We start from the raw sequence: 19,964 nt of genomic DNA on the forward strand, positions 1-19,964 counted from the left end.
CTTAAATCTCGAAAAACTTAACAGGTTATTTTGTCCCGAATAAGCGATCGCCAGCATCCCCCAAACCGGGAATAATATAACCATGTTCATCCAAATGATCATCAATAGCCGCAGTATACAGCGGCACATCAGGATGAACAGCGCAGAAATGCTCAATCCCTTCCGGCGCGGCGAGTAAACAAACAAACTTAATCGAAAGAGGATTAGTTGATTTCAACCTTTCCACCGCCGCCACAGCAGAGTTACCAGTCGCCAGCATCGGATCTACCACCAACATATCTCGCTTCTCAACATCATGAGGAATTTTGAAATAATACTCAACTGGAATCAACGTTTTTGGATCACGATATAAACCAATATGCCCCACCCGTGCCGTAGGCATCAATTCTAGCATTCCATCCAAAATTCCCTGCCCAGCCCGCATCACAGAAACCAAAACCAGCTTTTTATCAGGGGCTAATACTGGCGCATTCATCGTGGCTAATGGTGTTTTAATCGATTCATATTTCAGCGGAAAATCTCGCGTCACTTCATAAGCCAACAACAGACTAATTTCTTTGAGGAGATTCCGAAATTTACTCGTACTAGTTTCAGCATTTCGCATCAGCGTGAGTTTGTGCTGAATCAATGGATGTTCAATTAGTGTTACTTGATTATGCATATTTAGAAAAAATTATTAATAAATTCTCTGATTGAAAATTTACCAGAGAGGAGAAAAAGCATCACCATTAAAATACAGTACCATGAGAAAAGAAGAGATGGTTTTTTGATGCCTCAAGAGACGCATCCTACCCGTAGTGTGCGTTAAGAAACGCACAATCTATAGGACTGATAATCACACAAACCATACCCCATATTTGCTATTTCCTGTACGTTAAGTCCTATTAAATTATCTGTGTGAATCTCTGGTTGAAAATTTCCCCAAGTAGAATTTACCAGAGATGAGAAAAACCTTAAAATACAGTACCATCGCTGTCTATTTGTATAGGAGGTATACCACCCGTGCGAAGTTCAGCAGCAATTTTTCGCCCAGCTGTCCAAGTTCCCCCTTGGAGAATTTTTACCAAAGGCAATTCTTCAGCACTCATCCCCAACTGAACGCGCACCGTAGCCGCAATTTGATCCAAGAGAATCACAGTCAAGGCACGCCATTCAACTATAACTTCTGATGACACAGAATGAGATAATTGTAAAACCTCAGGATATTTCGCCCTGACTAACCCCAAATCCAGACATAAGCCGCCATTACGATATTCTGGTAATCCAGTCAGGGCGTCTAAACCAGTGATTGTTAAACCTAGTTCCTGTAGTGGTTCCAATAAAGAATAAGTCAGCCATTGGGAAAGCTTGTGAAATGGCACCAAACCATCATCAGCAACATCAGCATGAAACCACACATCCCCCAAATTCACCCCAGCAACTTCTAATCTTCCTGGCCAAATATCACTCAATCCTGTCAGAATTGCACTAAATACCGTCGTAGCGGCTAACTGCCCATTTTCAGCTTTCCCCAAAAGATAACTTACCAAATTTCCTGGACGGGAGTTTTTTTCCCCAAACAAAAGAGGTGAAGCAACCAAAGCTTTACCCAACCTTTGCAACAAACTCAACCGCCCAGAAACTCCCACCAAACGATTTTCAGCATTTACCTGAAAACCAGTTGCTAATTCTTCTCCTGTTAAAGCTGCCAACCTTTCACCATCGACTTGCAGCAAACCTCCCCCAGAAAAAGCCCCTTGACAAAACATCCGAAAACTAGCAACAGCCAAACCTTCCGAACGCCGGAAAGTCAGCCCAGTCTCCTGCTCATCATACCGCCAATTACTCCCCGCCCCCGCATCTAACAACACACTGATAATTGCCAAATCAAACTTAGCAGCAGCCTTTTCCCAAACTGTTAACTCCGCCAACATTGCATCCAACTGAGCTAATCTTGGCACACCCCCAGCCTCAAAATGCCGCCAACGACTGTGAAACGGAACTTGTAAATCCGGATATTCCCCCCTGATCACCTCAATTACATAATCCGCCACCCCAGGCAACCGCGTCAAATCACAAACAAAATAACGCGACTTCCCCTCAACCACGAACCGAAACAACTCCCCACAACGTTCCCGAATCGCCACCGGCGAACGAAGATATGCAACTTCTTCCCTTGGCGTTCTTGGCGTCTTGGCGGTTCCTATCTCCACAAAATCCCCCCAATTTGCAAAAATGGGCAGGAAAATCCCACCCCAAAGAATCTGAACACTAAGAATCTAATCCTCGTCCCTTTATTTCTGCCAAATCACTTGCATCTAACACATCACCCGTGGTAAAATAACCAGCAGCCTTTTTAGCTTCAATTTCCACCCGCGCATCTTCGGGAATCAAATCTTCCGGGATGGCGATCCTTTCGACAATCTCAATACCCGCCTCAATGATGGCGTTAAACTTCAAATTACTCATTGACACCATGCGATCAATGCGAGTAATCCCCAACCAATGCAACACATCTGGCATTAGTTCCTGAAAGCGCATATCTTGCACACCTGCCACGCATTCTGTACGGGCAAAATAGGCATCAGCGCGATCGCCTCCTGCTTGCCGCTTACGGGCATTATAAACGAGGAATTTCGTCACCTCTCCCAAAGCGCGGCCTTCTTTGCGACAATAGACAATCACACCGGCACCGCCCTCCTGGGCTGTTTGCACACACACCTCAATGCCATGTACCAAATAAGGGCGACAGGTGCAAATATCTGAACCAAAAACATCTGAACCGTTGCATTCATCATGTACCCGCAATGCCAGGGGTTTATTGGCATCGGCGATCGCATCTACATCACCAAGAATATACACCGTCAACCCCCCAATTGGCGGCAAAAACACCTCCAAATCTGTCCTGGTTACCAGTTCTGGGAACATCCCCCCAGTTTGTTCAAATAAAGCCCGGCGTAAATGGGCTTCTGTAATGCCAAAACGCTTGGCGATTCCCGGTAAATACCAAACTGGCTCAATAGCGGCTTTAGTCACAACCAAATCACCATTGGCTTTCAAAATCTTACCATCCACCTGCAAGCGTCCTTTTTCCACCGCCTCTTGCAGTTCCGGCATATTGATGTGAGCCTTGGTAATGGCGATAGTCGGGCGAATATCATAGCCCTGTTGGTAATATGAAGCAAATACTTCAGATGCGATCGCCCCATAAGGATCAAGGGATACAATTTTATCAGGGCCAGCCCAGCTAGAATAAGGGCCAATATGCTCTATCGGTGATGTATTAGTCAGATCCGCCCGATGATCCGATTGCAGCGCCCCACTAGCCACAGCTAAAGCACGATAAACCGCATAACTGCCAGAGTGAGTTCCAATCACATTCCGCTGTCCTTGCTTAGTTAGTGTCGCAATAATCGGCCCCCGTTCCATCGGATCAGCTGCCCCCCATTGAATGGCGATCGGCTTCGGGCCAAAGCGACTTGGATGGGAAGTAAGAACAATATGCCTGGAAACGTCGTTTTGCTTTGGCATAATCATTTATTATTTTGTGATTTTTTGATCAACTATTAGTTACCGGGGATTTGTCAACTACCGATAGTTCAGTTTTAAATTTTCACAGTGTATGTTATGTGCAACTTTTGCCAAAGCTTCATTTTTAGCAGAACACAGTAGAGTAGAGAAAGGCTCTTAGGGTCTACATTTGCCTAGGTAAGCTATCCAGCATTATAGCATGACCAATCTTCATTGATTTTACAGGTTGATGCAAGTAATAATAGTATTATACAATACAATTAGTCACACCATAATTGCCTAAATTGCAATTAATCTGTCAGAATTCAAGGATGACTTTCGCCCTAACTTATTAGATAATTTTGTGCGAAAGTTGATCCGAAGATACATTCACCCATTTCAAATTCATGGACTCCTTATCTATCAATTCCTTACTCGAAGACTTGAAAAATCCCGATATTTCAGTTCGTGAGCAAGCAACCAGAAAAATTTGGCGAATTTGGTTTCAGCAAAAGGGAATATATGGGCTAGAAAGAATTGATCATAGTCAAAAGTTACTTGATGCAGGGGAAATTGCTCAAGCCGAAAAATTACTTACAGAACTGATTGAAGAACAACCAGATTTTGCCGAAGCCTGGAACCGGCGTGGCTTTCTTTACTACAGCATCGGCGATTATCAAAAATCCCTAGTGGACTGTCAGATGGTCATCCAAATAAATCCCGTACATTTTGGGGCACTTCACGGCATAGGTTTGTGTTATGCAGCACTAAAACAATATAGTCAAGCTATCCTAGCTTTTCGACAGGCTTTAAAAATTCAACCCTATTCCCTAGTCAACCAAAAATTAATTCTAGAATGTACACTTAGACTCAGCTAAAACAGTAAATTTAACAAATTAGTTGGGTAGAATAATTTTTGTCACCTTCAATGTCTGGTTTAGGGTTATCTTAAGTACATGGCTTCAAAGAAAGAAAAACGCAAAATAACGTAGAGAATCAGTGTTAATTCTCTGCGTTTATCTGCGTAAACCTCCGTGCCCCTCTGCGTTAAAAAAAGGTACAAAGGTACAAGCTATGACCGCCAAACCAGCCCAATCTACCAACTTAGATCCTCTGATTAATGCTCTAGCAGGCATCGAAATCATTACCGAACCTAGCCAAGTAGCAAAATTATCCCAGGATTACCACAGCTTCAGCCCAGTGCTAGTGCCAAAACTGGCGGGAAAAGTCGGGGATATTGTTTTGCGTCCCACCAACGAACAAGAAGTGTTAAAAATAGCTGCTACTTGCGCTAAATATCGTGTACCAGTAACAGTACGGGGGGCAGGAACGGGAAATTATGGGCAATGCGTACCCCTCCATGGTGGTGTGATTGTGGATATGACGCGGATGCAGGGGATACCTTGGGTGAAACCAGGAGTAGCACGGGTAGAAGCTGGGGTGAAATTAGCCGCACTGGATAAAAAAGCGCTCCAATTCGGCTGGGAAATGCGGATGGCTCCCTCAACATACCGCACAGCAACCATTGGTGGATTTATTGCTGGTGGCAGTGGCGGCATTGGGTCGATACAATATGGATTATTAGGCGATCGCGGAAATATCCTCGCCTTACGAGTCGTCACACTAGAAGAGAAACCCCAAATCATCGAATTGCGCGGCGACGATGTCCAAAAAGTCATCCATGCCTGGGGCATTAACGGCATCATCACCGAACTAGAAATCCCCTTGGGGCCAGCTTATCCCTGGGCAGAAGTCATAGTCACATTCGACAACTTTATCACAGCAGCCAAATTTGGCCAGTCCCTAGGCAATGCCGATGGCATGATTAAAAAATTAATCGCTGTCTTCGCCTCCCCAATTCCCCAATACTTTACCGCCCTACACCAGTACATTCCCCAAAGCACTCACCCAGCATTTTTGCTCATAGCTGAACCGAGTTTAGAATTATTGCCGGGATTAGTGCAGCAACACGGCGGCCAAATTACCTATCAAAAACCAGCACAGGACTCAGGCAAAGGGGTGCATTTAGCAGAATTTACCTGGAACCACACCACATTACACGCCCGAACCATAGATACATCCATTACCTATTTGCAAAGTATGTTTCCCGCCGATTCTACTCTCCAACTCGTAGAACGGATGTATCATCATTTTGGTGATGAGGTAATGATGCATTTAGAATTTATTCGGGTGAATGGTCGAGTAGTTCCCGCAGCTTTGCAATTAGTGCGCTACACCACAGAAGAACGTCTCAACGAAATTATCCACTATCTCGAAGCCCAAGGAGTATCTATTGCCAATCCCCACACCTATATTATTGAAGACGGCGGCAGAAAAGTGATTAACCCAGAGCAGTTAAAATTTAAAGAAATGGTTGACCCATACAAATTAATGAATCCCGGTAAAAGCAAAGCTTTTTGACACTCCCCGCTCTCTCATAGACGGGGATTCTTGGTTCAACGAGACCACTTAAACTAGATTCCTTGCGTTATCTAGCCCAGAGGTGGGACTCTTCCCAAGCGTTAACTTTCGGTCTGCCCGACCGTAGTTGCATGACTGCAATTCCTGTTTAACTGAAACTTTCTTGTTTCAAAATTCTGATTCGTCTAGCTCCTATGAATCTTTTACCTACTGCTAGGAGGAAACTAGAACAATGCAGTAGAACCGCATAGATTCAGTTGTCAAGGTACAGATTGCCACTAGGCAGTTGGGTTTTTATACAGGTTGATTACCTTTTTACCATTTTTTGTCAATGCGTAAGTCCTGGTCTATTACGGACTTCCAAAAAATAAACTATACAATTTTGTGGGATATTTTTTTCAGATCCCAAAATACTAATGATTGAAATAGACGGTTCCTACGGAGAGGGAGGCGGGCAAGTTCTCCGCACATCCCTAAGTCTAGCCGCCATCACTGGCCAAGCAATACGCATTGCCGGCATCCGCGCCGGACGCCCAAAGCCAGGACTAGCACCACAACACCTAACCTCAGTTCGCGCGGCGGCGAGAATTTGCCAAGCCCAGTTGCGGGGTGATGCCTTGGGTTCAATGATACTAGAATTCACCCCCAGTAGTTCTGTGCAAGCGGGAAATTACACCTTTGATGTTAAAGAAGCCCAACCAATGGGTTCTGCTGGGGCGGTGACGCTAATTTTACAAACCATCCTTTTACCTTTAGCCTTAGCAACTGGTGATTCTCAGATAACTTTACGGGGTGGAACTCATGTTAGCTTTAGCCCAACAATGTCCTATATTGAGCAAGTTTATTTGCCGATGTTGCAGCGCATGGGTATAGATGCAAAAGTCAAGTTAGGCGCTTGGGGCTGGTATCCCCAAGGAGGGGGAGAAGTAAAGTTGCTCCTTAGTGGTGATACTCAAATTGAAGGTATTAATTTGCTAGAACGGGGAGAGTTGCAGCGAGTGCGGGGACTAGCGGTGGTGACAGAATTACCTTCCCATATTCCCCAACGCATGGCGAATCGTGCAGAAAATTTGTTAAAGGAAGCGGGATTAAAAGTTGCTGTACAGGCGTTGCGAGAAACAGGGGTAGCAGCAGGTGCGGGTATTTTCTTAACAGCTGAGTATAAAAAATCCTTGGCTGGGTTTGGTGGGTTGGGGCGGTTGCGCTTGACTGCGGAAAAGGTTGCAGACATCGCTTGTGAAGAGTTGCTCAAGTTTCATCAAACCGGCGCACCTGTGGATGAACATTTGGGGGATCAGTTATTGTTACCGGCTGCTTTAGCCTCACAGGGGAGTCAGTACCGGGTGGCTGAGGTGAGTACCCACTTAACGACAAATGCCGCAGTAATTGAGCAGTTTGGCTTGGCGCAGGTCACAATAGATGAAGCAGAAAAAATTGTAGAGGTAATCCCTTTGGGTGGTTGATTTAGATGGGAGCAAATACAATATACATCTCCGACAAAGAATGTAGAGCCGAGAATCCCTACCACTGCAACGTCTCTATAAGGGTTCTGGATGACGCATATTTAATTTTCACTGCTAAGTAAATAGGCGAAAAGAAATCAAACTACTTTAAGTAAAGTAACAAATGCTGAAATTAGTTCTTAGTGAGGGCTTTAGCCCTCAAAGTAGGGCTGAGAGCCGCTTACTACAAACCTTTAATTATTTACGTTGCTCTACTTATCTCTAATGCAAAACTTGGCGTTGCTGATTGAGAATATGAATTTGTTTCGCGCAGAGGCGCAAAGGCTCAAAGGTACGAAGAAAAAGAAGGGTAATTTTGGCATTTCATACTTTGATTCAGCAACGCCCAAAACTTTAACCTCGCAGTAGCGTGACACGCCTAAAATATAGCTTTTGTGCTGTGGTACTCTCGCCTGTTCCACAAAAAAGTTATTACGCAACTGGCATGGCTTTGTAGGGTGCGTCAGATGTCCAAAATCTGTTGATTGTTACCGAATTATCGAGTCTGATGCACCCTACAAGAGATATTGAGTGTGACACGCAGCTTTAGTCCTACTACATTAAGAATTGCAGATCAATAAATTCACATTTTTTAGAGACTAAATACCTTTTTTAAAGTCTTAATTTTGGCAGTATCAATACCACATTCAAGCTTAGAAATAGGATTTAAACTTTTCCATTTACCTTTGCTCTCACTGAATATAATATCAGATGCTTGTTCGGCATCAACTTCAAATTCATCTATTTTGTATTTGGATAAATAACTTAAACGAGCAAAAATTTCATCTCGTGATGCACGTTGAATACTAATCATTTCTGGTAGTGGTGGCGGTTGCGGAATTTGCACTGGTAATGGCAGAGAGAATACTTTTTTAATAGCATCAAACTTCTTGCCTTTAGTAATACCACATTTCAAAGAAATGATAGAATTCAAATCCGACCATTTATTTCTATCTGCTGCTACAATTTTGTTGGTAGCAATAATAGGATCTACGCCTTTTAACGCACTACCTGGTTCAGAAATTAAGTATCTGAGTGCAGCTAAAATCGTATCTCTTGATGCTATAGACAAATTTACTTTAGGTGTAATTTCTTTAGCCAGAATTTTCGCCTGTTCAATACTTTGAGGCTCAGGTGAAATTACTATGCACCATACCCATTCTAATGAGAAAATAATTGATACTTCTATAAATAAATTAAGTAATCTTGGAGTTACAAATATCTCTCTTTAGCTTAAGTAACTCCACAGGCACTAAAGCTAGTATGAATTCTATCCATAACCGCTATAAATATACATAATTGATTGTCCTCTAATTAAATATTATTAACTATCTGAGTCTAGCTACTGTTACTGACGAACCAATAACCATTGCAGAGATTTGCACCGGACGGATACAGCTATAATGAGCAACTCATAAGATGATATTTTTGGTGTAATAACTCTAGTATTTTCGGCTTTAAGCTTTAATAATCTTGGCTATTCGCTAATAGTTCTAAGATTTCCAATAATTCTTCTAATGTAAATTCATCTTGGTTTTCCTGGTTGGGCTGATTTAATTGTTGGTCTTCATCTGTGGATTGGTAAAAATTATTTACAACTGATTTCTGTTTGAGTTGAGTCATGGTTTTAGTCTCAGGGGTATACATCAGGGAGAAGAATGTTGCTAATTATGGAGTCTGAAATCAAGCTTTGCTTTCTGTAGAGTTATCGGCGTTTTTTGGAGATTTATGCAAATTCTCAAAAATTGTTAATTCTCAGGGGGAACTGTCCCTCTAGGCGTAATACCATTTCATGCACAACTTTATAACGAGTTGTAAAACTGACTTGACTTAGCTATCAAGCGAATAAGAAAATACAAGCAAAAAGCAATAACAGTATTTTTACTACCAAATTGCGCTAAATAAAGTCTGTATCATCTTTAACTTATAGCTACTGGTACACAAATAAATCTTGTAGTTGTAATTTAAAAAGGATTACAACTTATCTGAGTTAAGCAACTGGATACTGTTCAAAGGCAAGAACATCAACACCAAAGGGTTAAGGCAATAAGATATACAAAGTGTGGCTCGTTATCTTAGCAGCAAGATGAACGCGGATACCCACAAGTTTTTTCTCAGCAGTGTTTCCAAATAACGTCTTATAAAAAATTGGTATAAACATATCTTAAGTCAAAAACAAATGTCTTCATTTCTTGTCGTTCCAATTCATTTAGATGCTTTATGTTTAGTTAAGCCACGGTACATTACTGAACCGATGGTTGACTTTACTCGTTTGCCTTACTTCGATGCTAAAGTTGGGCAGGACATCAATCCCGACACGCCGTATTTGAGCGAAGCCATTCTTTCCAAACCATTTCAAGATCAGAGACTGCAATTGAAAGCCGGTATTCACTTGCACTGGTCGCTGCCGGATGCTCTAACCCAAGCACAGCATCAGGATGATGTAACGGTTTTTCCCGCAGTGCCCAACCGCTGGTTAGTCACCCGCAGTCGTAAGACTTCTGATCATTTTGTTGTTGAGCAGCAGTGGCTAGTGGAAAGTGATTTCCTCTCTGACGACAATCCTGGTAGCGTTAATTATCCCTACATTGCAGAACAAATGTCATCTGGGTTTCAACGCCCATTTCGCTACTTGGGGCGCAAAGTACCCCTCGATACCTGGCAGGTTGTTACAAGCCCCGACAGCTATTTAACCAAGCTGACGGCAGTGGGCTATGGTGAGCCTACCTTTGCTGCTTTTTACCCTAATTGTCATAGTATCTTTGGATTTCACGATCCGGAGTATGGGACAGAAAGGCCACAGGACTTGCGCTATGACATCGTTGGCTGGTACGCGAACATTGAGCAGGATGCACTTCACGCGCTGCTCCAGCCGCTAACCACGGGTACACCGTGGCAAACTGCTATTCAGGAAGTATTCAGTTGGACGGCTCAGACAGATACCCTGCAACCGGAACGATTGGTCTGTTATGCCCAAATCACATTTGAACCTTCGGCAGACGCAGATATTACCAATCCCAAGCTGGTCGAAGCAGGGACAGATACAGGTGTCAGCGTCGGTAATACCGCTACAGAATCCCTTGCTGCCCATCTCGGCAGCCAGATTGATGGAATTGTACCTGATGAGTTGGAGGATTTGCTGGAAGCCCTGCAACTGGCAGACCATCTAGAAGAGCAACGCTTGGATGTGGGCCCGAAATTCAGGGAAGGGCGACACGAAGGTACATTTCGTTCCCTGTCACCAGGGAAGCTATGGACGATTCGGCGGCAAGATGATAACAGTGAAGGAGCTAATGTTGTACTGGCGCAGCGACGAGAAAGGGCGACGCTGCCATCTGACCTAGCACAAGCTTTAGACCGACTCAACCAGCTTCAGTACGCCTACGATCAGGCTCAACAACAACTGGAAGATTTGCGCGACCAGATATTTGCTGACTGGTACAAATATATGTTGTGCGTCTATCCACCAGAGACTAGTCGTGAGAGCTATCCCGATATTGATGAAGTAATGTATTTTATTCAGACGAAGGATATTGCGCGACTACAGAGCCTGGAAAATACAATCGGTAAACTGCCTACATCCGCTATCGGGAATTCTCTTGCCCATCAACTTGAACAAGCCCTTGATATTGTCGTGGGCTTGCTGGAGGAGACAAACCGATCGCTCACAGCAGAGAATGGGCGATCCCAGATGAGTCTACAGGAAGTAGCTGCTCCTCGTTACTATTTGCCTAAGGAACCAGTGGTTCTGTTTACTGGTGATGCGGCTACACCAAGCGATCGCCACGGGCAGGATGGTCGTCTACATCCAGAGGGGTTGCTACAGTGCCAGGTGACAGGGGCGGTTGTAGATTCTACTTTTAGCAGTGCCGCTGCTGTGCAAGCGGTACGGGAAATCGTCGTGCCCCTATTTGCCAACTTCACCGAAACCAGCAGCATCGCTGTCAATACCTGGCGGCACCAACCCTGGCACCCCATTTTGCTGCAATGGGAAGTTGAGTTTTTCCCCACCCGCGAGGGCAACAATCTCAGCCCAGAAAACCGCAGCTACCAGGGTGATTTTATTCGCCAAAATTATACCCTGGCTGAACAAGAGGTAGAACTGCAACTCCAGCCGGGGAAAATCCCACCCGACAAAGCAGCTAACGTCTACAGCGGTACCACGATTCTTTCGCCAGCAGCCCAGCCGATGTTATCCGAGCGGATTCTCATCTACCTAGAAAAACATCTGCTCGCTGAGTACTACCAAGCCCAAAATATCCCTGAAGCTGACCAGGTTCCGGGCTACTTCCGCGATCGCCTGACCCAGATTCTGGACTGGTACAAAAATCATGGTAGCAACACCAAGTTTCAGACTCTAATCCGCGTCTACGAGCATTTACAGCAGGACAGCGGCAACAATCTGTCCCAGGCTCTGGGCGGCTTTAATGATGCCCTGCTGATGCACAAAGTCACACGTCAGATTCCCATCGCCGATCCCATCGGCTTTGAACCCTATCGTTCCTTTAGTGAACAAGATGTGCGTCATGCAGTGGGACGGCGGATGATTCGGGCACCTCAGCCCCTGAACGACTTTAATCCCATCCGAGCCGGGGCACTGAAACTCCTGCGTTTGCGGCTGATCGATAACTTTGGTGTGGTGCATGATGTCAATGTTAACAACATGACCACCACCCAGCAGCTCCGCGTTGAAGGCTATCCCGATTGGGTAGCGATGCCGCCCCGTCTGACTCAGCCTGCCCGCCTCAACTTCCGCTGGTTGGCTGCCGAGGAGGGGGTACAGGAGACTAACAGCCATCCGGATACCACCCCTATTTGCGGTTGGCTGCTGCCCAATAATCTGGATGATAGTCTCGCGGTCTACGATCGCACCGGTCGCGCCTTGGGGTCACTCTATGCCCTATCCGACCCTCAAAATGCAGCTCTGGCTCAATGGCGTTCTGCACCAGGTCGAGAGAGCGTGGTAGCGATCGCCGATTTGCCCGATCCTCACCTGAGCAAAGCGATCGCCTATATTCAAGGGCGAGGAGCAGCCTTCCTTGGCAACTTTCTCTCAGCGATCAACACAGCATTGGCAGGTATCGATCCGGAAAGCTACAGCCAACATCGTAGTCAGGCACTACTTATGGGTCGCCCGGTGGCAGTGGTACGTGCTAGCGTCGATCTCCAATTGCTGGGGTTACCCGCCATTAATCAAGCATGGAATGTTTTTCGGCAGGATCTGCACCGCAGCCGACGGGAAACCAATGACTTCACCAAGGTATTATTCCCTATCCGCATTGGGGAGTATCACCAACTGAATGATGGTCTAGTTGGTTACTGGGTAGAAAATGCCGCAGGTCAGATCGATAGCCCCTTTTATGCCGCTCAAAGCGAACCTAACGAATCCAACGATATCGTCACCTATCATGGCGAACCTATCTTCATCGAACAGGCGATCGACGCTCCGCCCCACTATCTGACCATGCTGGTCGATCCATGCGGGGTAGTCCATGCCACTAGCGGCATCTTACCCACCAAAGCCATTTCTATTCCCGCCGATCAGTATCGTCAGGCATTGAGCAACATTGAAATTACCTTTTTCTCTGCCCCAATCCTCAGTGACGCTAACCAGTTAGACTTGCCCCTTCCCCGTGAGGCAGGCTATTTATGGTCTTGGTTGCAGCGTAGCAACAATCAGTGGACAGAAATTTCTACCCTGCGTAGTATTCGACGCAGCGTCTTTGTGGCAGCGATCGGTGAGGGTGGAGACTCCCTCTGGCAAGGGTTAATCCAACAAGGTTGGCTGACCGTACTAGATGACGAGACAGCCCTTGTGGTCGCTGACGACCAGCGCCCTAACCTAAGCCAGGAAATGGCACCCCAACGTACTCAGATTGAACAAATCTTGGATCATCCCACAGTTGATCCGGCTCGGCTGGAAGCCCATTTTCTCAGTCAACCTACGGTGCGTGAGGGTTGGCTGAAGCTACGCAAATCGCCAACCGGAAATGAACAAAATGCTTAACCCAGACAGGACAGCAATGCCAGAACTCCAACTCTCCCTTACCCTCCATGAAACCAACTTAATCCTGGAAGCCCTAGGTGAGATGCCCTTTGCCCGAGTTCATCAGTTGATTGCCAAGATACAGCAACAGGCTCATGCCCAATTGCAAGCCACACAAGACACCACTTCATCAGAAAATTTAACAAGGAGCCAAGATGAGCGCTAATCTAATTCTTCACTGGATGTTAGATACCCTGGAGCAGGGTAACACCATTTCCGATGAAACGAATAATCATCTGAATGGAACCATCACCGGCAATCCCCAAACTGTTCCAGAAGAAAAATTTGGCAGTTGTCTTTGCTTCGACGGTAATGGCGATAGCATTACGATACTGGATAACGCGACTCTGCGGCTTCACAACTACACCGCAGAAGTCTGGATCAAGCCCGAACAAACCAACAACTGGCAGGGCGTTCTAGGCAAGCCTGGTCGACACTATAACATCTGGCTGGGAGCCAGCGGCTATGTCCACCATCGCTTTAACGCTGGGGGTAACTGGAACGCAGGTGTACCGAATACTGAAGATGGTTCCATCGTCTGGGGTCAGTGGTACCACGTTGCGATTACAAACGATGGTCAAACAGCTCGCACCTATATCAACGGTATTCTCAAAGCAGAAAGTGCTGTGGATGGGAATTTGGCCATTGGCAATACCCCGCTGATAGTGGGTCGCCACCTAGACGATAGCCAGAGTGCATACTACAAAGGTTGCATGGCCCATCTTCGTCTGTACGACAATGTTCTCACCCTGGAAGAAATTCGGCGTGATATGTTGCAAGACGAGAGTGCAGCATCTGCCTTTGTCCGCAGCCATCCCATTGATTTTGAACTGTACAACGAAGATAATCACCACGTCCTCTTCATTGACAATCATCCTGAAGGACAAACCCTATCGCTAGATATTCTCAACTCCTCGCCTCAGAATATTCAACTGAATGATATTGGGCAAACAGCAACGTCCCAAGCACATCATTTGGAACTGCGTTTCCGTCCGGAGACTCTGGCTCCTGCTAATTTAGCCAAAATCAAGGTGGCGACGGATGGCTGGAGTCTGGATCGCGCACCAGATGGTACGGCCTTGTACCTGCTACATCAGGGTTCAACAACGTTGGAAGCGGGTAAAACAACATCACTGCAACTCACGGGTATGAATGCCGATGGACGGGGAGGAACCCGTGGCACCCGCGTGGAGCTGGTTTACCAAAATATGCACTATGCAGGCGAAGAAAGTCTGCTAGATGGCTCACGCTTGCAGTATCTCAACATTGTTAACCATCAGGGGCGACGCAATATGCCCCTGCACGTCGGCTTTGTTGGCAGTGATACCGTCCTCAGTGATGGCACAACTCCCAATACGTTGCGCCTTCGCATTGCCAATCTCTCCCGCGACTTTGGCTTGCCATTGAGCAAAGGTAACCCAACGACACCACCCTCCCGTTTCCGAATTTCCTTCGATGTACAAGGGGCAAATGAAACTCGCGAGTGGGCATTGACAGACTATAGCAAGGTTGATGGTGCGTCGCTTCAAGTAACTCAGACTCGTGATGTTAGCCCTAATTGGGCAGCTCCTGAGAAGCGCAACCTCGGTCAAACGGTGGAATGGACTGTTGCCCCTAGTGAAGATACCACCCTGGGAGCAGACGGATATATCATCCTTGAACTGCGCAATCTGGTAGCGTTAACTTCAATTGGGCACGCCAATATCTATATCAATTTTGAAAATATACCGGGTTATGAAGACGAACAAGTAGTAATTGTGGTGCAAAAATCGCCCCTATTGTTCTCGAATAGTAGCGTCGGCATCGGTACGAATAGTCCAGGGGCAAAATTACAGATTATTCATGCTAATCAAGATGCCAATGGCAATACCTTAATTCTCGGTCCAACGAATCAATCAAACCTCAGATTGGGGTATCACCAAAACTATAGCTGGATTCAATCTCATGGAAGTAAGCCATTAGCCATCAATCCGGTTGGCAATAATGTTGGTATTGGCATAGCAGACCCTGGCAGCTATAAATTAAATGTGGAGGGAGGTAATACTCGTTTAGGAGGGTCACTACACTTCAGTAGTAATCAGGAGATTTTCTTTGCCGACAATGGACAAATCCGCAGTTTCGATAATAACCATCGGATTCTCTTTCGGCGTAATGAAAACAAAATGGAGTTGAGGGAATATGGTGATTTGATTTTTTCTCCGGGAGCTACCAGCGGACAAGAAACTGTGAAAATGGTAATCCTATCAAATGGGAATGTTGGTATTGGCATAGCAGACCCTGGCAGCTATAAATTGAATGTGGAGGGAGGTGATACTCGTTTAGGTGGCGCACTTACAGTTGGTGGGGAAATTCGTGCTGGTAATTCCGATCTTTACTTCACAAAGGCTGACCATAATCATACTGGAATTGGGAATACAAAGGGATACGCCGCTATAGAAAATGCGGCTAATTATGATGCTTTGATGATCCTGGGTAGGGCAGGGACGGATAAAGGCAGAAAAGTCAAATTATGGGATTATCTCCAAGTCAATGGCAGTATGGATATAACTGGAACTCTCGCCATTGGTCAAACTGTGATTGGAGAGCGTGAGTTACAAATTTTGAAAGCATTAGCATCTGGCATGCTTGAAGTTGACTTGTATAATACCAAGCAAGATGAATATCTCTATGCTGCTGATTATGCGCCTTTTGACGATGATCGCCGACGGGTCTTCACATGGCGTCGAAAAGGGCGGATTAACCAAGGGCGCTGGCGTTTAACTTTCCCTGGTTAGTTATTTGCGACTAACTGGACTCTATGAAAATTTTGTCTCTGTATTGATTGAAGCAATGAAAGAGTAACAAAAGCTAATTGTACAATTGCAAGGGGAGGTTCGGATGCTTCAAAAGTCTAGTCAAGAGGAACAATGTCAATTCAAACACTAATCGGCTCAATTATAAAGCTGAATTCGCCTGGTACAGAGAATGGGATCGAACCCCCAAAAAGGATTTGCTTTTGCAGTCCTATAGTAGGCAATGGGGCCAAAATATTTATTCGGTAGACAGCAATGAAAGTGGTAATAATATCCAGGTTGTGTTGAGACAATCTGGCTTTAGCACTAATTCTGTTTACAAAGTAATCGCTAGGTATATGGTCGGTCGCTGATCATAATATTTGTTGGGGCTTTAGGCTATTTAGCAATGAGGATGAGGAAAATATGGGGCTAAGAGGTCATAGGTGATAAAAATTTAAAAGTGATAGTCATTAATCCCCATAATAATTCTGTTCCCTAGAAGTTAGACAGTGTCAACTTGACCGACGTAGATCGCGATTTATCAATCTATATAAGATAAGGAGTAAGTCAAATCATGGGAAACTTCCAAGCTATAACCACTGAAAATGATCAGCCCGTTGAGTTTACCGGAGATGCTATTAATAGCATAGCAATCTCACAAACGAAAGCGCCTGCTATACAAAATTACTATAAGTCCATACTCAAAGCTGCCCTGACAAACTTTAAACTCAAAACGGAATTAACTCCCACAAAACAACAGGAAGCTAAAAATTTTGAGAAAGAGACGATGAAAGATTTATGGAAAGCAAGCGATGTAATTTTAATTGGTTATATATTACAAGATACTCATCTTTCTAAAGACATTGACACACTTCTAACCAGAATAGCCGATGAAGAGAATAAATACTACTGGAAATGGCTGGAAAGTGGCAATGAGGTGAAAGATGCAGATAATAACTCTGAAACAGTACTAAACCAACTACGCATTGCAAATGTGAGGCTGTTAAATAGAATTTTTATCAACACGCCAGCCGATAGAAAACTATGGATAGAGAAGGAAAAACCAGATCAGGATGAAACCTTAATCGTGCCAGCTATTGCCATCAGCCCTGCGGGTACTTATACTCATAACGACTACTCATATTATGGCGTTTATGTGAATACTGAGGCTAGGCTACTTTTTTTAGATAATAGTGAAAATACACAAAAGTATAAATATGGCAAAAATGCAGATACTAATGATTATGGAAGGCAGAAAACTTATATATATGACCATATTTATATACAAGGTAAGCAGGTAGATGATCAGAATGCCGAATATTTTTGGGGTGAAGACAAGAAAAACTACCGTTATTTGCTGAAATTAAAAAATCAAATAAATAAATTAGCTACGAAATATGGCAGTGGCAATGTCAGCGGAAGCAAAATAGATGTTTCTAGACTATCTGAAACTATATTGTTAAATAAGATTAAGTTCAAAACGACTGATAGCCAGGAGGGTACTAAGAAAAATAATGCTGAAAAACAAGCAGCTAAAGAATTAGCAAAAGCCGCTGCGAGCCAGATTCCCACAGGCAATTATCACTGTTTTTATCATGATAATGGGGGAACCTTAATGGGGCATATTTCTTCCGTACTCATAGGAGAAGGAGGGCGTGGAGGTAGTGGCTATCCCATGCGTGCCGACAAGGTGAATGAAGTAAACTATCAATGGCTCATTGCTTTGCCTAAAGGAGATAATAATATTCCCCTCACAAAACTATGGAGTTACCTGTTTGAATTAGATCCAAAGTTTCTGGTAGATGCTCCTCCGGCAATTCAAAAGAACCGGACAAGTCAAACAGCTAATGCTTTCTACCCCACCAACTGGCCTTACGACAAAGGAGTTGGATTTACAAACCAGGTCACTGGCATGGAAAGTTGGATTCAATATTATAAAACATTTAATAGTAATAGCTCGGTAACCAGGAGAAATAAACCTGGCAGCAATCCGTTTCCACCCCGGGTCACCAATCCCAACATTGCAGGTTATGATTATAAGTTTGATATAAAAACAATTGAGACATCTGTAAAGCTTGACAATACCAGCTACCGGGTATGGAAAAAGATTAACTCCCAGGGAGGCGCACTCACTTTAGGTACTAACAAAAACGACCGAGAAGATGCTGGAACAACAATGGCAGAAGCACTGAGGGATTTTCACGTGTACGCTAAGATGAAAACTAGTGATATCACTCCTAAAATAACCGATTCCAAATTATCGGCCACGGCCTTTGCTAAATATGTGGTAGGAAAGCTTAATGATGATGCTGTTGAGAAGCAATGGCGCTTAGATAATAAACTGGATACAAACGTTACTGTTGATGTTTCCAGTCTAAAAACCGATCAGGAATGGTGTCACCTGTTTGGGCATGGGGATGGTGGTCCCGAAGAGTTAGGCAATTTTGTTTCCGGTAGCAAGCACTGCAATACTGAACAACTAGCTATTGAAACCGGCCAACGGCGTGTCAGCCAAAATACAACAGATTTCACACAAACAGAACGAGATAAATTAAAAGCCAAGATTACGGCTTATTTGATACCTAATTCAGGTACGTGGGTGAGCGGAAAAACTTATACAGAAACAGATTTAAATACAACTTTATTAGAAAGTATTACACTCCCTAATGTGGAAAGTATAAAAGATGACTTCTTTGAAGTCGTACCTTCTACAGACCCAGTTGAATATCGCTTAAAATCAAAAACAAATCTTCCTGATTCTATAGTTCTTAAAAAAGCATTCAAAGACTTATCAGATAAAATAAGTAATAGTGCTACCAGCAATGCTGAAAAGAAAGAACTTTTTCAATTCCGGCACAATTTAGAAAAACATTTTTTTATGTACCTGCCAATAGCCCGTTGGATGCGCTACAAAATTTATTATGGTACGACAAAGGTATTCGACCACATATACGACGCCCAAAGCGAAAGCATGAACTTACATGAATGCCAGATATTGGACTATACCGTAGAAAGAGAATTGTATAAAGCAATGGGTAAATGGGACGAGTATAAGAAAAAAATTAAAGAGCGCGTAGAAAAACTGATACCTACCCCTGAGGAAGCGGATATTACGGAAAGAGTATTAAACTTAGATGCCAAACTTTTTGAAATTTTCAATAACCTGAAGCTAATAGACAATTATGCAGGAGAAATAGTAAATAAAATCAAATTCATAATAAGTATTCTAGAAAGCTCTAGTCCCGACCTCAAACAGATAGAGATAGACATAAAAAAAATCATACAAGATAATCTAAACTTAGGAATATTGCTTAAAAATATCACAAATGAAATTCAAAACCAACAAAGTATTTACAATCAATTGGAAATAGATTTTAAGAATAAACTCACTGAAGAACAAAAAAAACAAAGCAAGTTGATATCAATTATTGCAGACAAAAAATTGTCAGAAAAAATTGACTATTTAAAGACAATATCTAACAATATGCATGGCGAACAATTGGATATAGCTGAAAAAAGCAGTATAATAATAACCAAACTTGCCGAAGACTTTTCCCAGAATCAAGATTCAGTTAAAAATGCAGCAAACAATGTCCAAGAAGCTGCTAAAAACTTGAAGAGAACTAGGGAAGAGATGAGTCAAGACAAGGCAACTTTGGGTAATTCTTCTTACAGTCTGAAAAGACAAAAAAGCATAACTGATAATTATAATAAGGCATGAAAAGTGCTAGT

Annotated in this window: 12 protein-coding genes; 7 read left to right on the forward strand and 5 right to left on the reverse strand. The window is 43.9% G+C overall.

Features of this window, described 5'->3' with window-relative positions; translation table 11 throughout:
* Positions 1-25: 25 nt before the first annotated feature.
* The 3 genes from upp to H6G32_RS06230 all read right to left on the reverse strand — a co-directional run bounded on the left by upp (position 26) and on the right by H6G32_RS06230 (position 3,510).
* On the reverse strand, positions 26-661 hold the full coding sequence (upp, locus tag H6G32_RS06220) for a uracil phosphoribosyltransferase (protein ID WP_190456197.1): 636 nt from the start codon (positions 659-661) through the stop codon (positions 26-28).
* Between the two features lie 292 nt (positions 662-953).
* Positions 954-2,192 carry a URC4/urg3 family protein gene (locus H6G32_RS06225; protein WP_190456199.1) on the reverse strand — a complete coding sequence of 413 codons (1,239 nt, stop codon included), beginning with the start codon at positions 2,190-2,192 and terminating at the stop codon, positions 954-956.
* Positions 2,193-2,250: 58 nt separating this feature from the next.
* A complete protein-coding gene (locus tag H6G32_RS06230) occupies positions 2,251-3,510 on the reverse strand; it encodes a GTP cyclohydrolase II (RefSeq protein WP_190456201.1) in 1,260 nt (419 codons plus the stop codon).
* A 386-nt stretch (positions 3,511-3,896) separates the two neighbouring features.
* Here H6G32_RS06230 and H6G32_RS06235 point away from each other — a divergent pair, with 386 nt between their 5' ends.
* The 3 genes from H6G32_RS06235 to rtcA all read left to right on the forward strand — a co-directional run bounded on the left by H6G32_RS06235 (position 3,897) and on the right by rtcA (position 7,373).
* Positions 3,897-4,367 (forward strand): tetratricopeptide repeat protein, encoded by a 471-nt coding sequence (locus H6G32_RS06235; protein ID WP_190456203.1) that lies wholly within the window; start codon positions 3,897-3,899, stop codon positions 4,365-4,367.
* A gap of 196 nt (positions 4,368-4,563) precedes the next feature.
* Entirely contained in the window at positions 4,564-5,910 is a 1,347-nt protein-coding gene (locus H6G32_RS06240) for an FAD-binding oxidoreductase (protein ID WP_190456205.1), read from the forward strand.
* A 416-nt stretch (positions 5,911-6,326) separates the two neighbouring features.
* Positions 6,327-7,373, forward strand: a complete 1,047-nt coding sequence (gene rtcA, locus H6G32_RS06245; protein ID WP_190456207.1) for an RNA 3'-terminal phosphate cyclase — start codon at positions 6,327-6,329, stop codon at positions 7,371-7,373.
* A 631-nt stretch (positions 7,374-8,004) separates the two neighbouring features.
* On the opposite strand, the gene H6G32_RS06250 is transcribed toward rtcA, so the two are convergent.
* Positions 8,005-8,484 carry a hypothetical protein gene (locus H6G32_RS06250; protein ID WP_190456209.1) on the reverse strand — a complete coding sequence of 160 codons (480 nt, stop codon included), beginning with the start codon at positions 8,482-8,484 and terminating at the stop codon, positions 8,005-8,007.
* Between the two features lie 392 nt (positions 8,485-8,876).
* On the reverse strand, positions 8,877-9,035 hold the full coding sequence (locus H6G32_RS06255) for a hypothetical protein (protein ID WP_190456213.1): 159 nt from the start codon (positions 9,033-9,035) through the stop codon (positions 8,877-8,879).
* A 556-nt stretch (positions 9,036-9,591) separates the two neighbouring features.
* Between H6G32_RS06255 and H6G32_RS06260 the strand changes: the two genes are divergently transcribed.
* The 4 genes from H6G32_RS06260 (at position 9,592) to H6G32_RS06275 (ending at position 19,953) form a co-directional block, all read left to right on the forward strand.
* Positions 9,592-13,419, forward strand: coding sequence for a hypothetical protein (locus tag H6G32_RS06260; protein ID WP_190456215.1), 3,828 nt, complete (start codon positions 9,592-9,594; stop codon positions 13,417-13,419).
* On the forward strand, positions 13,412-13,624 hold the full coding sequence (locus H6G32_RS06265; RefSeq protein ID WP_199328014.1) for a hypothetical protein: 213 nt from the start codon (positions 13,412-13,414) through the stop codon (positions 13,622-13,624). The genes H6G32_RS06260 and H6G32_RS06265 overlap by 8 nt, the downstream gene beginning before the upstream one ends.
* Positions 13,614-16,232, forward strand: a complete 2,619-nt coding sequence (locus H6G32_RS06270; protein WP_190456217.1) for a LamG domain-containing protein — start codon at positions 13,614-13,616, stop codon at positions 16,230-16,232. Before H6G32_RS06265 ends, H6G32_RS06270 begins: the two co-directional genes overlap by 11 nt.
* A gap of 574 nt (positions 16,233-16,806) precedes the next feature.
* Positions 16,807-19,953, forward strand: coding sequence for a hypothetical protein (locus H6G32_RS06275; protein WP_190456219.1), 3,147 nt, complete (start codon positions 16,807-16,809; stop codon positions 19,951-19,953).
* The last annotated feature ends 11 nt before the right edge of the window (positions 19,954-19,964 follow it).

Origin of the sequence: Cylindrospermum sp. FACHB-282, from assembly GCF_014697195.1 — a bacterium.
Taxonomy (GTDB): Bacteria; Cyanobacteriota; Cyanobacteriia; order Cyanobacteriales; family Nostocaceae; genus Cylindrospermum.

What these genes read in the sequence shown, in the direction of transcription:
- upp (WP_190456197.1), bottom strand. Translation starts at nt 661, where the DNA reads ATGCATAATCAAGTAACACTAATTGAACATCCATTGATTCAGCACAAA.
- H6G32_RS06230 (WP_190456201.1), bottom strand. Translation starts at nt 3,510, where the DNA reads ATGCCAAAGCAAAACGACGTTTCCAGGCATATTGTTCTTACTTCCCAT.
- H6G32_RS06235 (WP_190456203.1), top strand. Translation starts at nt 3,897, where the DNA reads ATGGACTCCTTATCTATCAATTCCTTACTCGAAGACTTGAAAAATCCC.
- H6G32_RS06240 (WP_190456205.1), top strand. Translation starts at nt 4,564, where the DNA reads ATGACCGCCAAACCAGCCCAATCTACCAACTTAGATCCTCTGATTAAT.
- rtcA (WP_190456207.1), top strand. Translation starts at nt 6,327, where the DNA reads ATGATTGAAATAGACGGTTCCTACGGAGAGGGAGGCGGGCAAGTTCTC.
- H6G32_RS06255 (WP_190456213.1), bottom strand. Translation starts at nt 9,035, where the DNA reads ATGACTCAACTCAAACAGAAATCAGTTGTAAATAATTTTTACCAATCC.
- H6G32_RS06260 (WP_190456215.1), top strand. Translation starts at nt 9,592, where the DNA reads ATGTCTTCATTTCTTGTCGTTCCAATTCATTTAGATGCTTTATGTTTA.
- H6G32_RS06265 (WP_199328014.1), top strand. Translation starts at nt 13,412, where the DNA reads ATGCTTAACCCAGACAGGACAGCAATGCCAGAACTCCAACTCTCCCTT.
- H6G32_RS06270 (WP_190456217.1), top strand. Translation starts at nt 13,614, where the DNA reads ATGAGCGCTAATCTAATTCTTCACTGGATGTTAGATACCCTGGAGCAG.
- H6G32_RS06275 (WP_190456219.1), top strand. Translation starts at nt 16,807, where the DNA reads ATGGGAAACTTCCAAGCTATAACCACTGAAAATGATCAGCCCGTTGAG.